16 protein-coding genes are annotated in these 18,530 nt (G+C 33.5%); 7 read left to right on the top strand and 9 right to left on the bottom strand.

Features of this window, described 5'->3' with window-relative positions:
- Window positions 1–320: 320 nt before the first annotated feature.
- The 4 genes from AC6CHR_RS23715 to AC6CHR_RS23700 all read left to right on the top strand — a co-directional run bounded on the left by AC6CHR_RS23715 (window position 321) and on the right by AC6CHR_RS23700 (window position 5,703).
- A complete protein-coding gene (locus tag AC6CHR_RS23715; protein WP_498251612.1) occupies window positions 321–863 on the top strand; it encodes a sigma-70 family RNA polymerase sigma factor in 543 nt (180 codons plus the stop codon).
- Window positions 856–2,271, top strand: a complete 1,416-nt coding sequence (locus AC6CHR_RS23710; protein ID WP_498251611.1) for a DUF4179 domain-containing protein — start codon at window positions 856–858, stop codon at window positions 2,269–2,271. Before AC6CHR_RS23715 ends, AC6CHR_RS23710 begins: the two co-directional genes overlap by 8 nt.
- Before the next feature lie 575 nt (window positions 2,272–2,846).
- Window positions 2,847–3,173, top strand: a complete 327-nt coding sequence (locus AC6CHR_RS23705; RefSeq protein ID WP_498251610.1) for a YolD-like family protein — start codon at window positions 2,847–2,849, stop codon at window positions 3,171–3,173.
- Between the two features lie 1,021 nt (window positions 3,174–4,194).
- The gene (locus AC6CHR_RS23700; protein WP_498251609.1) at window positions 4,195–5,703 is read left to right on the top strand and encodes a PDDEXK family nuclease; all 1,509 of its coding nucleotides are present in this window, start codon (window positions 4,195–4,197) and stop codon (window positions 5,701–5,703) included.
- Between the two features lie 132 nt (window positions 5,704–5,835).
- On the opposite strand, the gene AC6CHR_RS23695 is transcribed toward AC6CHR_RS23700, so the two are convergent.
- From AC6CHR_RS23695 to AC6CHR_RS23685, 3 genes are read right to left on the bottom strand one after another with little or no spacing between them, the layout of a single operon-like run.
- A complete protein-coding gene (locus AC6CHR_RS23695) occupies window positions 5,836–6,579 on the bottom strand; it encodes a hypothetical protein (protein ID WP_498251607.1) in 744 nt (247 codons plus the stop codon).
- Window positions 6,563–6,766 (bottom strand): helix-turn-helix domain-containing protein, encoded by a 204-nt coding sequence (locus AC6CHR_RS23690; protein ID WP_498251606.1) that lies wholly within the window; start codon window positions 6,764–6,766, stop codon window positions 6,563–6,565. The genes AC6CHR_RS23695 and AC6CHR_RS23690 overlap by 17 nt, the downstream gene beginning before the upstream one ends.
- Entirely contained in the window at window positions 6,750–7,517 is a 768-nt protein-coding gene (locus AC6CHR_RS23685; RefSeq protein WP_498251605.1) for a rolling circle replication-associated protein, read from the bottom strand. Before AC6CHR_RS23685 ends, AC6CHR_RS23690 begins: the two co-directional genes overlap by 17 nt.
- 641 nt (window positions 7,518–8,158) lie before the next feature.
- Between AC6CHR_RS23685 and AC6CHR_RS23680 the strand changes: the two genes are divergently transcribed.
- The gene (locus tag AC6CHR_RS23680) at window positions 8,159–8,416 is read left to right on the top strand and encodes a zinc-ribbon domain-containing protein (RefSeq protein WP_498251604.1); all 258 of its coding nucleotides are present in this window, start codon (window positions 8,159–8,161) and stop codon (window positions 8,414–8,416) included.
- Between the two features lie 93 nt (window positions 8,417–8,509).
- Here the strand turns inward: AC6CHR_RS23680 and AC6CHR_RS23675 are convergent, their stop codons facing one another.
- The 6 genes from AC6CHR_RS23675 to AC6CHR_RS23650 form a co-directional block, all read right to left on the bottom strand.
- Window positions 8,510–8,731, bottom strand: coding sequence for a hypothetical protein (locus AC6CHR_RS23675; protein WP_498251603.1), 222 nt, complete (start codon window positions 8,729–8,731; stop codon window positions 8,510–8,512).
- Between the two features lie 516 nt (window positions 8,732–9,247).
- Window positions 9,248–9,439 (bottom strand): hypothetical protein, encoded by a 192-nt coding sequence (locus AC6CHR_RS23670; RefSeq protein WP_498251602.1) that lies wholly within the window; start codon window positions 9,437–9,439, stop codon window positions 9,248–9,250.
- A gap of 288 nt (window positions 9,440–9,727) precedes the next feature.
- The gene (locus AC6CHR_RS23665) at window positions 9,728–10,096 is read right to left on the bottom strand and encodes a type II toxin-antitoxin system HicB family antitoxin (RefSeq protein WP_498251601.1); all 369 of its coding nucleotides are present in this window, start codon (window positions 10,094–10,096) and stop codon (window positions 9,728–9,730) included.
- Window positions 10,097–10,908: 812 nt separating this feature from the next.
- A complete protein-coding gene (locus tag AC6CHR_RS23660) occupies window positions 10,909–11,076 on the bottom strand; it encodes a hypothetical protein (protein WP_498251600.1) in 168 nt (55 codons plus the stop codon).
- Between the two features lie 924 nt (window positions 11,077–12,000).
- The gene (locus AC6CHR_RS23655; RefSeq protein ID WP_498251599.1) at window positions 12,001–12,330 is read right to left on the bottom strand and encodes a hypothetical protein; all 330 of its coding nucleotides are present in this window, start codon (window positions 12,328–12,330) and stop codon (window positions 12,001–12,003) included.
- 2,399 nt (window positions 12,331–14,729) lie between these two features.
- Window positions 14,730–15,266 (bottom strand): hypothetical protein, encoded by a 537-nt coding sequence (locus AC6CHR_RS23650; RefSeq protein ID WP_498251598.1) that lies wholly within the window; start codon window positions 15,264–15,266, stop codon window positions 14,730–14,732.
- 474 nt (window positions 15,267–15,740) lie between these two features.
- On the opposite strand from AC6CHR_RS23650, the gene AC6CHR_RS23645 reads away from it, so the two are divergent.
- Complete coding sequence (locus tag AC6CHR_RS23645; RefSeq protein WP_498251597.1) at window positions 15,741–17,348, top strand: type I restriction-modification system subunit M; 1,608 nt, start codon at window positions 15,741–15,743, stop codon at window positions 17,346–17,348.
- A complete protein-coding gene (locus tag AC6CHR_RS23640) occupies window positions 17,341–18,525 on the top strand; it encodes a restriction endonuclease subunit S (protein ID WP_498251595.1) in 1,185 nt (394 codons plus the stop codon). Before AC6CHR_RS23645 ends, AC6CHR_RS23640 begins: the two co-directional genes overlap by 8 nt.
- The last annotated feature ends 5 nt before the right edge of the window (window positions 18,526–18,530 follow it).

The following is an 18,530-nucleotide window of genomic DNA, read 5'->3' as shown; positions in this document are numbered from 1 at the left end:
GCATTTTAAACTTCATAGTAAGGCTGCCTCCTTAGGTTTTTGAGTTAGAGTGGTGTCTATACTCATATCTTACTGAGGAGCCTTTTTATTTTCAAAGGTGAAAATTAACCATCTACAAGAATTCTAACGGAGCAGCTTAGTTCAAGAAGTGCTTTTGTATAATGTCGCAGTACACACTTAAAAAAATGGCGGAAACCAAAAATGGTTTCTGTTTATTTTTTTGAGCTAGGGATTTTATTTGCATGATATTGAAAAAATCTTAAATTCTTGAAACTTTTATTGATGATAGAGTCCACTAATAGGTGAAGGAGGGGAAATTGATGGAAGCGGAAATCCACCGATTAGTTAAAAAAGCAATCAAAGGTAACAAAAACGCGTTTGAAAAGTTGGTTCAACATCACTTTGAAAGAATCTACCGGACAGCTTATCTTTATGTACATAACGAAGCAGATGCTTTGGACGTGGTCCAGGAGGCAACCTATCAGGCCTATACATCCATCAAATCGTTAAGAAATCCGGAGTATTTTACGACCTGGCTCACCAGGATTGTGATTCGATGTTCGGGACATGTGATAAAGAAAAGGGACAATGTCATTCCAATGAGTGATGAATTATTAGCAAAGTTGCCAGATGAATCATCGAATTCAAACATTGAAGAGTCTTCACAGCTTCTACATGCTGTTCAGCAGCTAAGACTGAATTATCGTACAGCCATTATTTTATTCTACTATTACGATTACTCGATCAAAACGATTAGTAGTGTGATGGAAATCCCAGAGAATACCGTCAAAACATATTTAAGCAGAGGAAAAGCAGAGTTAAAAAAGGTTTATAAAAGTGAGGAGGACAAATGCCATGGATAACAAAGAACTCAATCATGCAATTGAACAAATACCTGTGCCAAAAGAGAAAGTTTTTAACGCCATTTACAAAGGAATAAACAAAGATGTGGATCGAGGATATGGAAAGAAAAAGAAGGTTCTTGCTGGTGTAGCGACTACGGCTGCTATTCTTGGTATAACCGTGGCCTCCGGATTTTTTAATCCTACCATGAATAATGTATTGGCTAATGCCCCTTTAATAGGAGCAATCTTCCAAGAATTTAACGATCCAACAGGTGTTGATTTAGCTTATCAAAATGCCGTTACTGAACTAAATCAAGCCATTACAAAAAATGGAGTGACTGTCAAATTGACTAGTGCGTACTTTGATGGCAGTGTGGTGTCAATTACAGGATTTGTAGACGAAGAAGTTGAAAATGGGCGAAATGAAAAAGGAGAAGTAAGTTTTGATGTTAACTTTGAGAACAATAAAGGGGATCATGACCCTTGGTTGAACGGAAAGTCAACGGACATAAAGAAAGTAGATAAAGGATATAACTTTCAATGGAAAATGGAATATCCATATAAATCATTCAATGAGAATTTCACTCTCCCTATAACCATTCATAATATCAATGGTATAAAAGGTGAATGGAATTTTAATATACCTATTCAACAAGATAAAAACACTCCACTTGCCCTAAATTATGAGCAAGGATACCAGGAAGATGGAGTCAAAATCCGTATTAAAGAAATTCTTACAGCAAAAGCCTCATCTTCACTTGTTTATGAGACTGTGGAAAAATACAAGGGTGACGAGATTATTATTTCTAAAGCTGTTGATGATAAAGGAAACTTATATAGATTTGGAAATCAAACAGACCTCGAGGATTCTGAACAAGAAGATGGATATCATAGTACAGTTCGGACAGAGATGACCAAGCTAAATTCTAGTGCTACTTCACTAACTTTTTATCCACAATTAAATATAGCAGTTCCAAAAGTAGAGCAGCTATTAGATAAGAAATCATTTACTTTAAAAAGCCAACGCCTTAATTTAGGCCTGCAGGTAAATGATGTTACACAAAACGGTGAGAAACTAGTAGTTGATTATCAGCTTATAGGGCTCCCGAAAAACTTGAGTCAACATAAACTAGATATTATTAATCATAACTTGAAATATGCTTTTTGGTTAGTAGATGAGAAATATATATCAAAAATTGACCCGGAAAATCCGTGGCCTCCTAAAAATCACGGAATTCCATTTAATAAAGTAAAAGTGATTGATAAAGCAACAGCACACTACCAATCTACATTTGATTTAAACGGAGATGAAAAAATAAAGAACTTTAAGCTGGACAATACTATCTTACAATTCGATTTTTCAACCTTTGTCTCTTCTGAAGAATTAAAACCATTTACTGTTGATCTTCCGGTCGGGGAAGAATAGGTAGTTACAGTAGCTAATCTTAGGGACCGATAGGAATTCTAATATTGCATTGAATAATTAGTAAAATCAGGCGATGACTTATGTAAGTCACCGTCTTTTTTTTATTAGTTAGAAATTTGTGAAATGTTGTACTTAAACTATAGGGAAGCGTTAATTGAAAAAGCGAATAAATAAAGGACCATACATTTTAGATATGTCTAATAGATATGGTTCTTTTGTTATCAACTCTTTTACCTATCTAACCTAAATATAACATTGGTTATACCCATATATGCGCGATAATGATAATGACGGTATGGTAGGTGAGTAGGCCCCTAGAACTTTGAGGCAAAATAAATGAACGAAAGAAATCTTCTTCGTTGGACGATTTATAACAATTTGCGAAGGGGTGTCTGTACAGGAACAACTGAAGTTAATGGTCATATCATTTACATTTGTATGGTGAAAATATAATTATTTTTCATTAACGAGCGCTTTAGTTAAATAAGATGAGCGAGGACCAAAATTGGTCCTTTTAATTTTGTTAAACAGGGAACGTATGCTCTTGTATAATAATTTCAAAGGAGATGATTGTTATGGTAATACGTGATAGAGGAAAAATGAAATGGCAAGGGGCGTTTTTTATGCCCGAACAGGTAAAGGCGCAGCATGAGTTATGGAGAGATACTCAACGGCAGATAAAACCGATAATCGACGAATATGAAAAGGAGGAATTCGACCAGCAAATAGGATGTGCGATGGAGTATAACTTGCCGTTGAAGTTTACGATTTGGGGCGATGGATTCACGGAGATCATAACAGGCAAGGTGCATCTCAGATATTGGTTACGAAAAAACACCAAAATGAATAAAAAGTCCTGCGGGGAGCAGGTTTTTATAAAATGCAGTAAAACGATACTTTAAGTTACATGGGTCATGCTGTAGATTGATTTTGACATATTTGTATTAAGTTTATATTAAAAATAAATTGGTCAGTGGATAATGATTTGGCAAAAGAGGTATAAGGTGTTGATTATTTGGAGTGATATAAAGGTGTAAGTGATTAGTGCAGCTCTTGTCAATTCTTCGAGATTATTAAAATGACGTTTTTTGCCAAACTGTCTGGTGATTTTAAGTTAGACTCTGTTACTGATTATATATGGACACGCTTTAATACTTATTAATCGGTTTATAACAAATATCATCTATCAACTTATTTTCAAACTCATTTTCTAGTATGTATAAAAAGACTGTATACTACGGCGGCTTAACTCATTGCACTTAATGTAATGAATGAGGCGGAAATGCTGCTGTATTCAAAAAATAGAACATTGTTAGTTGAAATCTACCTACGGAGGTAAGGGAAGTCATCAATTGAAAACCGCCCTTTTATGACAAATGAAGCCAAAGTTCGAGACCTTTTTTCTTCTTAAGTAGTTATAGCCACTCTTTTCAATCAATATAGACTCGTTCTTCTAAACAGACTTCTTTAAATTTAAATCATAAGATAGTGTTTCGTAACCCTATAAAGAAGGCACCAGTAGAGTAACAGACACTAGTGGATTACTATTTGGGAAAACAAACAATCCACTAGTACCAACTTATCACGGCAGGAGGACCAATGATGGATTTACATTGCCATGCTATAAAAAACAAGCATTCCTAACGCAAGAGATACCGTCTTTGTTTCCGAAACTGCAAATACATATTAAATCCAAGAGTAGGTTCCCATTTTTAAAACTGGATTAATCATGTACCCACTACCTTTCAGGAAGAAACGTAATTTCATATACCTATTGTACTGAGCAATAATGTTGAGGGAGTTTGCCCACATATGTGGTAATAATCTAATATGAATTTTTATTACAGTGAAGAATAAATGCCTTTATATAGGGACTTAACAGGTGATGGAAACCATAAAGGAGTGAGATAAAAAGTGACTAGTATGCACAATATTGACCTTATGCGAATAATTGCACAGTCAAGAGGCGGGAAATGTCTTTCTATAGATTATGTCAGTAGTAAAACTCCCTTAGAATGGGAGTGTTCAAAGGGTCATGTTTGGATGGCTCGGCCAGCTAAAGTAAAGTTTGGTACTTGGTGTAAGGAGTGTGCTGGAAGTGTCAAAAAGGCGATTGTGGATATGCAAGTAATTGCTGAAAATCAGGGTGGAAGATGTCTCTCAACTCAATATACGAATAACCATACTAAATTAACATGGCAATGTAATAAGGGGCATATATTTGAAGCTTCATATACATCAGTAAAGAGATCCGTTCTCAATAATAGTTTTTGTACAATTTGTACTTCTAAAAGACGTGGTATAGATAAAAGATTAACTATTGAACAAATGCAGGAAATAGCTATTGAACGTGGAGGTACTTGTGTATCAACTCATTACATCAATTCACATACCCCCTTAATATGGCTTTGTCAAAATGGACATAGATTTGAAGCAAAACCAAATGGAATTAAGAATGGGCATTGGTGCCCTTATTGCAGATATAATATCATGGAAAATAAATGTAGATATATTATTGAGAGACTTACTGGAAGACAATTTCTTAGTACAAAAAAAATATTAAATGGTCTTGAACTAGATGGATACAATGAGGAACTGAACATAGCCTTTGAGTACAACGGTATTCAACATTATGAATTTATTGAATTTTTCCATCGTAGCCAAAAGGAATTTTTAAAAAGACTGGAATATGATAAAAAGAAAGAGGAATATTGCACTAGGTTAGGGATAAAATTAATTGTCATCCCCTTCACAATTTCTAGTGATGAAGAACTCGTTGAGTTTATTTATTGTCAACTTGAAGAATATGAGTTAAAACCAATAATATCTTTAAAACTTTTTGAGTTTAAAGAATATTACTTTCAATCTAATATATTACAAGAGCTTCAACACCTCGCAGTTGTAAGAAAAGGGAAGTTGATATCTACTCACTATAATGGAAATAAGTCTAAATTAGAGTGGGAATGTGAATATGGACATGTCTGGTTGGCAAGGCCTAACGATATAAAAAATGGTCGTCAATGGTGCTCGGTATGTAATGGTAATCACAAGCTAACAAATAATGATATGCACAAAATAGCAAAAGACCGTGGAGGGAAATGTCTCTCTTCTACGTATGTTAATAATAAGATCAATTTAAGTTGGGAATGTAAAGAAGGCCATTTGTGGGAAGCTACACCAGGGGGAATAAAACAGGGTAATTGGTGTTCAATTTGTAGTAAAAAGGCTAGTGCAAGAAAGAGAAAATTAACTTTGGATGATATGGTTAAGATTGCTATAGAAAGAGGCGGGAAATGTCATTCAATTGAATATATAGATAGTCAGTCACATCTCGAATGGGAATGTGATAGAGGGCATATATGGCGAGCTAAACCAAATAACATTAGGTCTGGGACCTGGTGCCCTCGGTGTAAAAATAGATCTAAAAATTAAATAATGAAATTTCTTTAAAAAGGAGAAGTCGCATTATTCCTATTTACTTCAATATTCAGTATTAGTCCTTAAAAAAAAGGAACTCTTATAGTGAGTTCCTTGTAAATAACATGGGGTAATATTGCTTAGTTTTTAGTTACAGTTAAAATGGTTCCTGCCCGTATATGAGCTAGTATCATAAAAAGAATATTCATTTATGTTAACGAATCTTGTCTTATCTTCATATATCTCATCTGAGTGGTGAATTGGGTAATCTATTATATTGAGTTTCTTTATGAAAGCATCAGCCTCATCATTCCAAAGGGTTATTGGTTGGTAAAGTCGGCTCTGAAATGATGTTTTGGAGTATCTACTGTAATTTTCACTCGTGATTGAGTTTCTATAAGCGTCAGTGAAAATTTCCAACAACTCACCTGGAGAATATACAGATATAGATACTTCATCTTCCCAAATTTCTTCAAAGAATTTTTCTTGATTTTCCTCGATGAGAAAGACTTCTATTGACCTTGTTAAGTCATAAATTTGTACATCTGTTATAAGATTAATATGTGCATGTTTTACTTTCTTCTCAGAAGGAGGTTCTGTCACAGCCAAGTATTTGATTTTTGAGTGACCGCTTGATTTTTTTAGACTTTTAATAAAGTGGTTTATTTTGTTTTGTATCTTTTCATGCTCAATATTCAAAGGTATTCTTAGTCTAAATGTTGCTAGCGTCCTATTGTTCACAAAGTTTGTTAAGAGTAATCTTTTTAAGTTAATTATGCTACCTTCAATTATATCCTTTTCAAATCCAAAATATTTAATATTACACTTACTATTGAAATCATAAACAAAATAAGTAGATCCACAAAGAACTAATTTAGTTTGTTTTGTCATTATTGTTGCCTCCTTCAATCCAATTAATTAAAACGTTTTTTGAAACTTTGATGCGCTTGCCTATACGAATTACATGGAACATTTCTGAATTCACTAGTTCATAAGCCTGCTTTCTACCAATTCCAAGCAAATGTTGTATGTCTGATACATTAAGTATGTCTGGATAATCATTAAAGTTCTTGTACATATTCTATTAGCTCCTTTGCATTTTCAACATAGTATTGTTCATATGTAGACTCACCTGTATATGGTGAATGAAAGGATTTGCCATGTTTAAAAGTTGGTAGACACTCATCAAGATGTTCATAAAATTCTGTTGGATTCATTACCTCATGAACAATTGGTTGTCTAAGATTGTGGGAATGAAAATATCTTTTTTTACCATTAAGCCTCGGGTCTCCAATCCCTTTGTTTAAATAGAAAGAAATCTTTTCGTTTTCAGTAGCGTTAGACTTTGTTGTTGCAGCCTTATAAGCCCAACCATACCCCCAAAGCTCTTGTATGGCTTCTAATGGAACTTCGGTAAGATTACAGACAAGATGATAATGAATGGCACCATGTCTATTCTTATCTTGAAATTCAATGACACCTAAATACTTAAAATTAGGTAGATTAGTTTTCTTTAAATAGTAGGCAAGGCGCTTCTTAAAATCACTTAATAATTTGTTGCAATCATTAATGCTATTGATATCAACTTCTACAGTAGATCTAAAAGTAAGTGTTACTAATGTATAATTGTCTGTAAAGTTACACTCTAATAATCTGCGTATTTTCTTCTTAGCACGGCTGATGCTTATTTTTTGGTTGATTTGGTAATTCTCAATACTTTGATTTGTAGAGGGTTTGCGCCCGCCTAAAGTAGCTCTTTCAGTTGTTGGGGGATATGATTGTTTGGTGATTTCTACTAATTTGTTACTAATGATGACTTTCGTATGCATGGTAATTTCTCCTAAGTGTAAGATTAAGATTCTTCGTCAAATTAATCACTATTTATCAAGTTATTGTTTTAAGTGTTTGATTAATTTAATTGCATTGGAATACTTTGGACGAATTATTCTTGATCTAATTGTATCTCTCGTTATCATTGAATACTAATTACCTCAGTGCTTATAGATAAACACTAAATGTGACCTTAGAGAGATTTATAGTTGAATATTGCATCCATCCTAGAGTTCCTTCAAATTCAGTCGAAATACTCTTATTTGATAATAAATTGTAAATTTCCATTAAATCCTATAATGTATTTTTATGTATATGTTGATTTGAAAAGTTGGGTGGAATGGAATTCAGACAAAATGATGTTAGTTCACTTGAAATATCTAAAGCAAATACCAATGCTTTTTTATTGGATATGTGATGAAGGACATGTGGGGGAAAGCCAGTGTAGCTAATCGAACTAGAAGAATCGAGTCAACAAACTCAAACTAGGGATCCTGACATTTCAATAGATTGGAATTATAATAAGAATGGTTCTTTTAAATCTAAAGATGTAATGCTGATGTCAATCAAGGAAGTATAATAGTATTGTAATCAATGTAAGCAGGAATGGAAAGATCCTCTCTATCGTCGAAGAAATAAAATGGGGTGTCCTTATTGTAATGGAAAGCGAGTTTGCAAAGGGAATTATTTAGCTACTTTGAAACCAGATTTAGCTAAATTATGGCATCCAACAAAAAATGAGAATTTAACTTCATCTAAAGCTATCTCCTCAGACAAGATAGTCTGGTGGTTATGTAAATGTAGTAAGGAATTTGAAAGATCCATTAGTAAGCAAAAAAAAGTTATAATTATTACTTGGAGAACTTTTGTAATAACGTTTTATTGCAAATATGTTTAGTATTTAGTGATACTTTCAGGGTATGACCTCTCCGGTCAAAATGAAGTGTTAGAATGGAATGAATGTCTCTTTCAAACATAATGATTCACGTAGTCACTTATTCAGAACCTTTAAATATTCTACTTCTATTACACATTCGAAATCATAAAATAGGTTACCATTATCCATTACGATATAATGTGTTTCTTCGGATGGATCTTTATCATATAGATATTCATAAATTTCACCAATTGTTAAATTCGGCATATCTTTATCTTTTATTTTTATATGTGTTGCTTCTTTGGGTTTACATTGAATATATTTATTATTTTCCATAATTTTCACTCCTGATCAAAAATAGTAAATTACTAAGGAATAATTTTACTTTTAGAACTTATATGAACCTTTATAATAAGCTGCTTCTATTAACCCGCTAATTTCTAAACTCTTGATTCACTTTCTAATTAAGTAGAACATATAATAAGAATCAATTAAAAAAGATGAAATACTCCAGTATGAATCCTCTATAGATCTAACATAACAAAGCTATAAATAAAAAGACCTCTATAAAGTAAAAAAGCTAAAAAAATTCTGAGAGGGAGTAGCTTATATTGAAACCTTCGTACATAGGTGTTTTGTGCCCCCCCCCTTTTTCATACATATCAAGCTTCTTAATTTTTAGTGGAAGTCTATTTAAAAGAAATTAATATAGGGACAGGTACATTCCTTTTTATTATGATTCAACGCTATGTAGCCTTTATCTATTGTTCCGGAGACATTAAATTGTATCTTCTTGTGGATGGTGCCTAGCCAATAACAGCAGGGTGAACATGAATTCTACTTCTAGTCTTCTCATAAGTGCTTGGAATTGTTCAACCATTTATCCTTTAATAAAGAGAAACGATTATCGATAATAACAACAAAATCTTTGCTTTCTTCTTTAGTAACTTTCTTTCCATTTGAATGAATAACAAATGGTATTGAATATTCAACTAAAGAACCTGTCGTTGACTTATCAACAAAAGGTGTGTCCTGTGCATACATTTCATAAGAGCCCTCTAATTAAATCTCAGACAAAACATGAATTTGTATCCAAGGTAATAAGGACATTAGTGTAGTTACTAAAGTTTTGGAAAGGGTTTTATTGATCGAGTTACTTAAATGACCTGTATCAACTTTAGCATTAAAGGTAACTTTAATGGCCCTACATTGCATCGGAAAATAGGTATACTCATCAAATTTAATTCCAAAACAACATAAAGCCCTATAGAAGTCATGTTTTTTAAAGATGGTCATAAAAGTTCAATGTTGATTGTTAAAAAGTTTTTAATTTTATAATCGGTCTTTACTAATAATAATTTCAAACATTTTTTCCATTTTCATTCTCTTTTCTGTATTAATACAAGTTTCATTCCACACAGTAATTTCTTTCTTTAAATTTTCGACCGCTTCTTTTTCAGTCGATCCTATTCCACTACATCGGTGAAACACTGGACATCTTGCAGAATAAAGACCGTCTTCTTTCGAAGTTATTATATGTATGAAAATGGGTATCTCTAGCGTCTGAATATTAGTCATACTTGAAATAGTTTCTTCTATTAATTCATAAACTCCTTCAGGTGAAATTGGAAAACCTACCATCGTTTTCTCCGATATTTTTTTAGATATTATTTGAAAAAAGTCAGTATTATTATCTTCCATTTTCGAACCTCCTAGTAAATTATTGTTGTATCCTAAGTAGAATAAGTACGACCGATAATAAAATTCTATCCTAAAATACACTAATAGTAATGCCTCCGGCTACCCTTTTCATTTTATAGAGGTGAATATGCCTGTTTCAGACAGAAATTGCCGAAAGTTGCACAATACTAAAAGAAGCGACCACAATAAAAGCATTAACCTTACTCCATTTCCTTCACATATAAGTAACATATATATATAGCCACAACGAATGGGCCCCTTATCTATTAACTCAATAATGCTTGCAAGATACCGTATGAGTTGGAGAATCGAAATAGGTATCATACTTAAGACATAAAGTTCCAAGGTGGATATTCAGAAGTTTTATCACTAAAACGAATAACAAATAGTTAGAAAGGATATTTCTGAGTAGAGGAATATACACCGACAGGATAATTATCTAAAGCGTCTACGCCTTAAAAGATACATGTGTTTATGTGTAATCATGGTATAAATAGGTTGTTCGGAAATCTATAAAATTCTCTTTAAAGTAATCTCTTACATCACTAAAAAATCATGTTCATGCAAAGAGCCTAGCTTGCGTAGAAATCTTTTATACATGTTACAATAGAAGACTTTATAAACCTTCTTCCTTGAAATACTCTCTGAAAACAACAAACTCACCACGAACTACCTGGCTTGTCACAGGTGTCATAATAATATCAATATCTACAGTAATCTCAATTACACAAAAACAATAGGGAGATGTTTGGATTGATTAACATCTCTGTATATGACATTAGCCAACCCAAACATCGTCTTGATTAAAATTCTTACTTTTTGTAAATGTCATCTTCCTTGTTATTCCACCAGTCATAACCTTTATTTAAAACAAGAGCATTATGTGTATTCTCTTTATTATTAAGAAGTTCCAACATTTTCTTGCGTTCCTCATCATTTAAATGCTCAATTTGCTTAATAATATCATCTACTTTAGACATATAAGCACCTCCATATATAATTATCTAAGTATAATATCATGCTTAACTAAATAATCTAAAAACCTGAGCGTCTTCACTTGATTTATAATAATCACTAGATTTGTTATATGGAAGATCCACTGGAGTCTTCATCAAAATAAGGATGATCAATTTAATGGCAGTTTTCGAATGTATCACTTCATACTGACTAATAGTCATAATCAATCATACTTTTCTAAAAGATAGTGAATTTATATAGTTATCAAATGACAATAAGCTTACAAAATAAGGGGAATTTTCTATATTTAATATCAGACACCCAAAAAAAGAAAAACATTTAAAGGGATCTCAGAATAAAGTAAGCGAACTTATCAAGAAAGAAAAAACATCATGCAAAACAGGGTCTACTTTAAGAAATGAACGCTATCACCGATAGAACGGGAGCGACAGGAACTTACTGTGGAAAGGTGGGATATCTCCAAGAATAGGATAGCCAAGGAAAGCATCGATGGAGTCTTCTCACCACCGAAGGTAAGTCTGCCCTTTTAGAGACGACCCTTCCGTAACAAATAAAGGTCAAGACAAAGACCAAGATCAAAACCCTTTCCATTTATGGGATTAATGTCATACGATAGATACACCATACTAACAACATAGAATCATATTCTATTAAGCAGACTATCTTCTAAATAACTTCACACGATAATATGCGGTAATAACTTTTCGGAGGCCACCAGCAATAAGTTGACTTACCACCGTGGTGCATTATAAAGATGCTCTGGCCCCCCTTTTGTTATTCTTACTGCGAAGGAAATAGGTGTTCTCTACCAGTGTAGATCAACAAGTATAAATTGAACTTTCAAATGATACTGTCTGCTGACTATAGTAAAGAATAAGAGTTTGCCCAAGTGATTATTTTTCACAGTGGAAACAACCTTTATGCTTTTACTTTAGAGGGACTTCTATCCCTCTATGTACAAGAACCAATAGTGCCTTTACTCTACCAAAAGACTTAGCAGTATTTAGAACTTCTATAATGAACTTTTCTTCAGAGATTGAAAAAACAAATTTTTCTAAAACAACTTTACTTTCTAACTTGCTAATATCCTTAATTAGATTGTACCTGAGTAAATAATCATCATCTGTATGGATGATCTTATCTGATAGACTTGGGAGCATTGGGCGCAATTTATAATGTACTTCGTTAAATTGCTTAAGCATATTTATAAAGTCCAATTTAGACAATCCTTCGAACCATTCTTCATTTTCTGTCATTTCTTTTCCTCCTGATAAACAATTTTTAAGTTCCCATTTCTTCCTAATGTGCATAAGTATAATATGGATTATGACATTCTTGGTCTATGTAAAAAGATTCTATTATTGTAGTGTTGTCTAAGCTATTACCATTCTTAAGTAAGACATTGTATTTTTTAAGTTAAATCAGTGAATATACGATTTAGATTATATTGAACGTTCTAATTTCCTCCTATATATCTAGTATAAAGGTGATGGACATTACATAGTGATGAATATTTATCCAATTTTTAAGTGGATTATGATTGATAATAGTCATTTATTCGAATGAATATTCCTTTGTATTAATAAATATAAAAAAAGAGTGAAAGGTATTTCACTTTTCTTATTAAGATAACTAGCTATTGTCAATTCTATAAAATTACATTAAATATACACTCCTGCCAGTATTAGAAAGGCAATATATTAATGTTTTCCCTTTTAGAGAAAAATGCTGAACGGGTGATTCGAGTTATCTATGCTAATGAGATGTCTATTCCTCATTGTGGCGTAAAGTAGATTTTGAATGTGAGGTAATTTCTAATCAAGAAGTTACCTCTACTGAAGTATTGTCTGTGATGCAGTAAAGTAAAAAGAATAAAAAATTAGAAGTAAGCCCGTACCTCTAAATAGTTAGATTTACGGGCTATATGTATTTTTATAGACATAATCTTATTATTGGGTGAGCACCAAAATTAATTTTTAATCCTCTACTAATACCGCCTTGGGTTCAAACACACCATGATCAGGTTGTATAATACCTTCTACTTTCGATATATATATCACTCCTAATAGGGTTCAGGTTAATTCAAAATTCATCTACACCAATCGGAGGAGATAGCCTTGCTTTTCAAGTTACATATCAATACTAATTACCTAGAAATCTGTTCCCATTATGTTCACAATTGATCGAACGCTATGTGTAAGTTTTGTGAACAATAGTGACCAAGGTAGAATTTCCCCAGGTTTTTGCGGTATATAAAGATAGTGAGCTGACAAAGGAAGGAAACGAACGGTAGCTGTCTAAGAAAGCCCACAGTTCACAATATTGGAAGGTTTTCCCTTAAAAGAGAAAGAAAATATTATTCAAAACAGAGTCTACTTTAAGCAATGCACGCTAACACTTGCCGAGCGGGAGCGATGGAATCTTCTAGTGGACGGTGGCACATATCCAAGAATAGGACAGCCCACTGAGAGGGTTGAGGAGGATGCTACCACCGAGCCGTAGTCTGTCCTTTTGGAAACGACCCTTCCGTAACAAATTAAGGTCAAGGCCTAAAACCAAGTTCAAGATCAAAAGACTTTCTATTCATTTAGGGTTAACGCTATAAGAGAGACACACCTATTAACATAGACTCACATTCTTCTAAGCCATCTATCTTCTTAATAACCTCACACGATAGTGTGTTTCACAACCACTTGCCGGAGGCCACTAGTAGACCATCAGACACTAGTAGACCACCATTCATACAAATACACCAGTAGACATCCAACCACCGCTAGGTGGAGACCTGAAGCCCCGTCACGCTATAGTAAACTGTCACGCCACACACTTGAAGTGCCGTCCTTTGTTGCCGTAGGCTGCGCATATAGTAATAGAACAGTAGAATAAGTGACCACAATAAATGCACTAAGCATGCATCCACTACCTTTCAAGTGTAAGTAACACCTAGAGAGACACCACAAGTGATGCCCTTTACTGATACTTACAATTACTTTTGAATAATAGGATTAACAGTTGCATCTAACTCAAGAGTAATAGACTTAAGAGAATTGTTGCGGAATTAGATTTTGATTTTGAGGAAGATAAGGATAAGTAGTAAAAGTAGGAAATTCAAAAATTGATTTTAAAAATTCCTACTTCGAATAACATTGATATATCAAGGTTTTAAATCCAAAGTAGGAAAGGTAGGAAAAGTAGGATTAAATATAATGTTTATATACAGAAAATACGTTCTTCAAAAAGAAAAAGGTTAATAAATATACTGTATGCTTTTTCCGACCTACTTTTCCTACTCTTCCAACCGAAAGGCTTGAACCTTTGATTTATAAGGGTTTTTTGGGTAGGAAATTAGGCAGACGGTACTTGATTTATAAATGGAGGAATAACCAATGCAGCACACTTTTTATTGTAATAAATGCAATGATGATTTTTCAATTTATAGAAGATTATTATCCAGCTGATGAATTACTTGAAATAATGTTGAAATGTTCAGTAGTTAAGTTTACATGCATTTCTAAAAAATTTGCAAGGACTAACTAAATAAGTATTGTACAGGGAGTTTACCAGGTATTTACCTCTTGTTTATTGAAAACAAAAATCATAAAAATAATAAAGCAGTGCATTTCTTTAGAAATTGCACTGCTAAAATAATACATTATTAATGACAAGCACAATCACTGCATCTACAAGTGTTATCTATTCCATTACACCACTGACAAGTTGAGTTACACGCCCCGCTAGAATCACAATATCCAGGTCCCTTTGAATCTTTATTACATCCACAACCACAATCGCCTTTTTGGCTTGACACGTCATTACTTTTCCTATGGTTCCTATTTATTAGTTGTGAAAGTTCTAAAGGGTACTCAACTCCCACTTTTGCATTTTTTATTGATATATATTCAATCTCAGCGTTCTTCTTAAGTGGAACTTGAAAGAGACTAAATATGTTATTAGGAGTAAGACCATAAGGAGGTGAATATCCTAAATCTTTAATTTCCTCAATTTCCAGTTCATATAATTCCCCAGAAATATCTTCTTTTTTAATTCGCATATACTTTTGCTTTAGGACTGGGTTCGGATAAAGCCGAAAGTATTCCTCAATGTCTTCTTCTATTGAACCAACAAAGTATATAACATTTTTCGAATTAATATTCGACTTTTTCTTTAAATTCAACGCTTCTTCAATTTTCATGTTTACCCTCCTTCTAACGTTACATTCCCATCTTTAGCCAAGAGTGGATCTTTTTATTCAAGGATTTTAACAAGTATTTTTGAGTTAAGTTCCTTTAGCATTATTCGATAAAAGGCATTAAAGAAGGAAAAGATGAGCTTTTGGAAAAAGCAATTGATATAATAAATAATTAACATTTATTTTATTCACAATAGGCGCTTTTCTTTAATAAGAAGGCGTCTTTTTATATAGAAAACACATTACAGGGCATGTCCATTATGTCGATCCGATAACGCATGAGCTGCGGATTGGTGACATTCGATAGTGTACTCGGAGTGAAGGTTTTGAATTAAGTGAACATCATTGTGCATTGAGTCAGCCTTATAAGGGTTGGCATTTTTATATTAAATAGAAGGGACCTATTAACACCTTGGTCTTTATAGTAAAATAGAAATAAGGGCTACTAAGAAAAAATAGAATGTAGGAGATTACAACATGGCAGAAAATAATTCAAAACATTTATATCAAGCTTTATGGAGATCAGCTGATATTTTACGTTCCAAAATGGACGCAAACGAATATAAAAGCTATTTATTGGGCTTAGTCTTTTACAAATATTTATCCGATAAGATGCTTATTCATGCTGCATCATTACTTGAAGAACAAACAACCGACCTAGAAGTCGCACAAAAAGTCTTCGAAGCAGCGTACCAAGATGAAGATGTAAAAGACGATTTACTTGGTGAATTACAATACGACTTTTCTTACACGCTTGAACCTAACTTAACCTTTACAGCACTTGTTCAAGCGATCCATAAAGGGCTATTCCAATTAGAAGATTTAGCACAGGGTTTCCGCAATATTGAGCAATCAAGCGAAACATTTGAAAATTTATTTGAAGATGTCGATCTATACTCGAAAAAACTAGGTTCAACACCTCAAAAACAAAATCAAACGATTGCAGAAGTGATGAAAGAATTATCCGTATTGAACGTTGCAGGACATGACGGTGACATGCTAGGTGATGCCTATGAATATTTAATCGGTCAATTTGCATCGGATTCAGGTAAGAAAGCAGGCGAATTTTACACGCCACAAGCCATTTCAACGCTTATGACAAGAATCGTCTTACATAGCAAAGAAAATCAAAAAGGTTTTTCAGTGTATGATCCAACAATGGGATCGGGTTCACTTCTATTAAACGTGAAGAAATACTCGAATGAAACCGGAACGATATCATACTTTGGACAAGAGCTAAATACGTCTACGTATAACTTGGCTCGTATGAACATGATTTTGCATGGTGTAGATACCGCCAACCAACATTTGAACAATGCAGATACATTAGATCAAGACTGGCCTACTGATGAACCAACGAACTTTGATGGCGTATTAATGAATCCACCTTATTCCGCTAATTGGAGTGCTGACAAAGGCTTTTTAGACGATCCACGCTTTTCAATGTATGGTGTATTAGCACCGAAATCGAAAGCAGACTTTGCTTTCTTACTACATGGCTTCTATCACTTGAAAGACAATGGTGTTATGGCGATTGTGTTGCCACATGGCGTTTTATTCAGAGGGAATACAGAAGGTAAGATTCGTAAAATTTTATTAGATAATGGCGTAATTGATACGGTGATCGGGCTACCATCGAATATTTTCTTTAATACACCTATACCTACAACAGTTATCATCTTGAAGAAAAATCGTTCAACAAAAGATGTATTATTTATTGACGCATCAAATGAATTTGAAAAAGGTAAAAATCAAAACTTCATAAAAGATGAACATATCGAAAAAATACTTGAAACATATATTCGACGTGAAGGTGTTGGAAAATACGCACATCTTGCTGCTTTCGAGGAAATCGTTGAGAATGATTACAACTTAAATATCCCTCGCTATGTAGATACATTTGAGGAAGATGAAGAAATTTCACTTGTTGAGCTATCAGGTGCAATGCAACAAACACAGCAAGAACTCCAACAAGCCGAACATAGTCTAATTGCGATGTTGAATGAATTGGAAGGAACAAACGAAGATGCTCAAAAAGAACTTCAACACTTTATTCAAGCATTAGGTGGTGGGAAGAATGAGTAAAGCTATTCCTGATGTGAGGTTTGGGGGATTTGTTGATAAATGGAGAAAAGCTTCGATTGAAGAAATTATGTCCATACGTAAGGAAACAGGTAATCAAAACGATTACAGTTTAGATGTAGAATTGGAAAATTTAGTGAGTGATATGGGTGTATTAATTGGAGATTTATCGATTCGTACACAATCAAATTCTATTTATCGAAAAGGAGATATTCTTTTTGGTAGATTACGTCCATATTTAAAAAAATGGTGGCTATCGGATACAGAAGGTGTTAAAAGTGGTGAAATATGGGCTTTCTATCCTCAGGGGAAAACTTCAAACATTTTTTTATATAGTTTAATACAAACATCTAAGTTTCTATCTGTGGCGTATACTTCTTCTGGAACTAAAATGCCACGTTCAGACTGGAGTAACTTATCTAAGGTAGTTGTTGACCTTCCACGATTCGAAGAACAACAAAAAATTGGCACATTCTTCAAACAATTGGACGAAACGATCGCTTTGCAACAGCAACTGGTCGAACAGCAGCAACAATATAAAAAAGCGATGCTGCAAAAAATGTTCCCACAAAAAGGCGAACGTGTGCCGAAAATTCGATTCGATGGGTTTAGTGGGTACTGGGAAGAAAAAACTTTAGGTGAACTCTCAGATATTAGACGTGGGGCAAGTCCCAGACCGATTCAAGATTCAAAATGGTTTGATACTAATAGCGATATTGGCTGGCTACGAATTGCTGATGTAACTGAACAAGACGGCAGGATTTATCATGTAGAACAGCATATTTCAAAACTAGGACAAGAAAAAACATTGGTGTTAACTAAAACTCATTTAATATTAAGTATAGCTGCAACGGTAGGTAAGCCTGTACTTAATTATATAAAAACAGGTGTTCATGATGGATTTATTGTATTTATGAATCCGAAATTTGATTTAGAGTATATGTTCCAGTGGCTAGAAATGTTTAGACCTAAATGGCAAAAATACGGACAACCAGGTTCCCAAGTAAATTTAAATTCTGAATTGGTAAAAAATCAATCTATATTCATACCAACTCTCGAAGAACAACAAAAAATCGGCACATTCTTCAAGCAACTGGACGATACAATCACCCTTCACGAGAAGAAGCTCGAAGATTACCAACAACTGAAAAAAGCGTTATTAAAGCGCATGTTCGTATAATAGTT

The sequence above is a fragment of the Metabacillus sp. GQ13 genome, from assembly GCF_059758525.1.
Note: the sequence above shows the minus strand (reverse complement) of the source record. Positions and strands in the feature narration are given on the sequence as shown.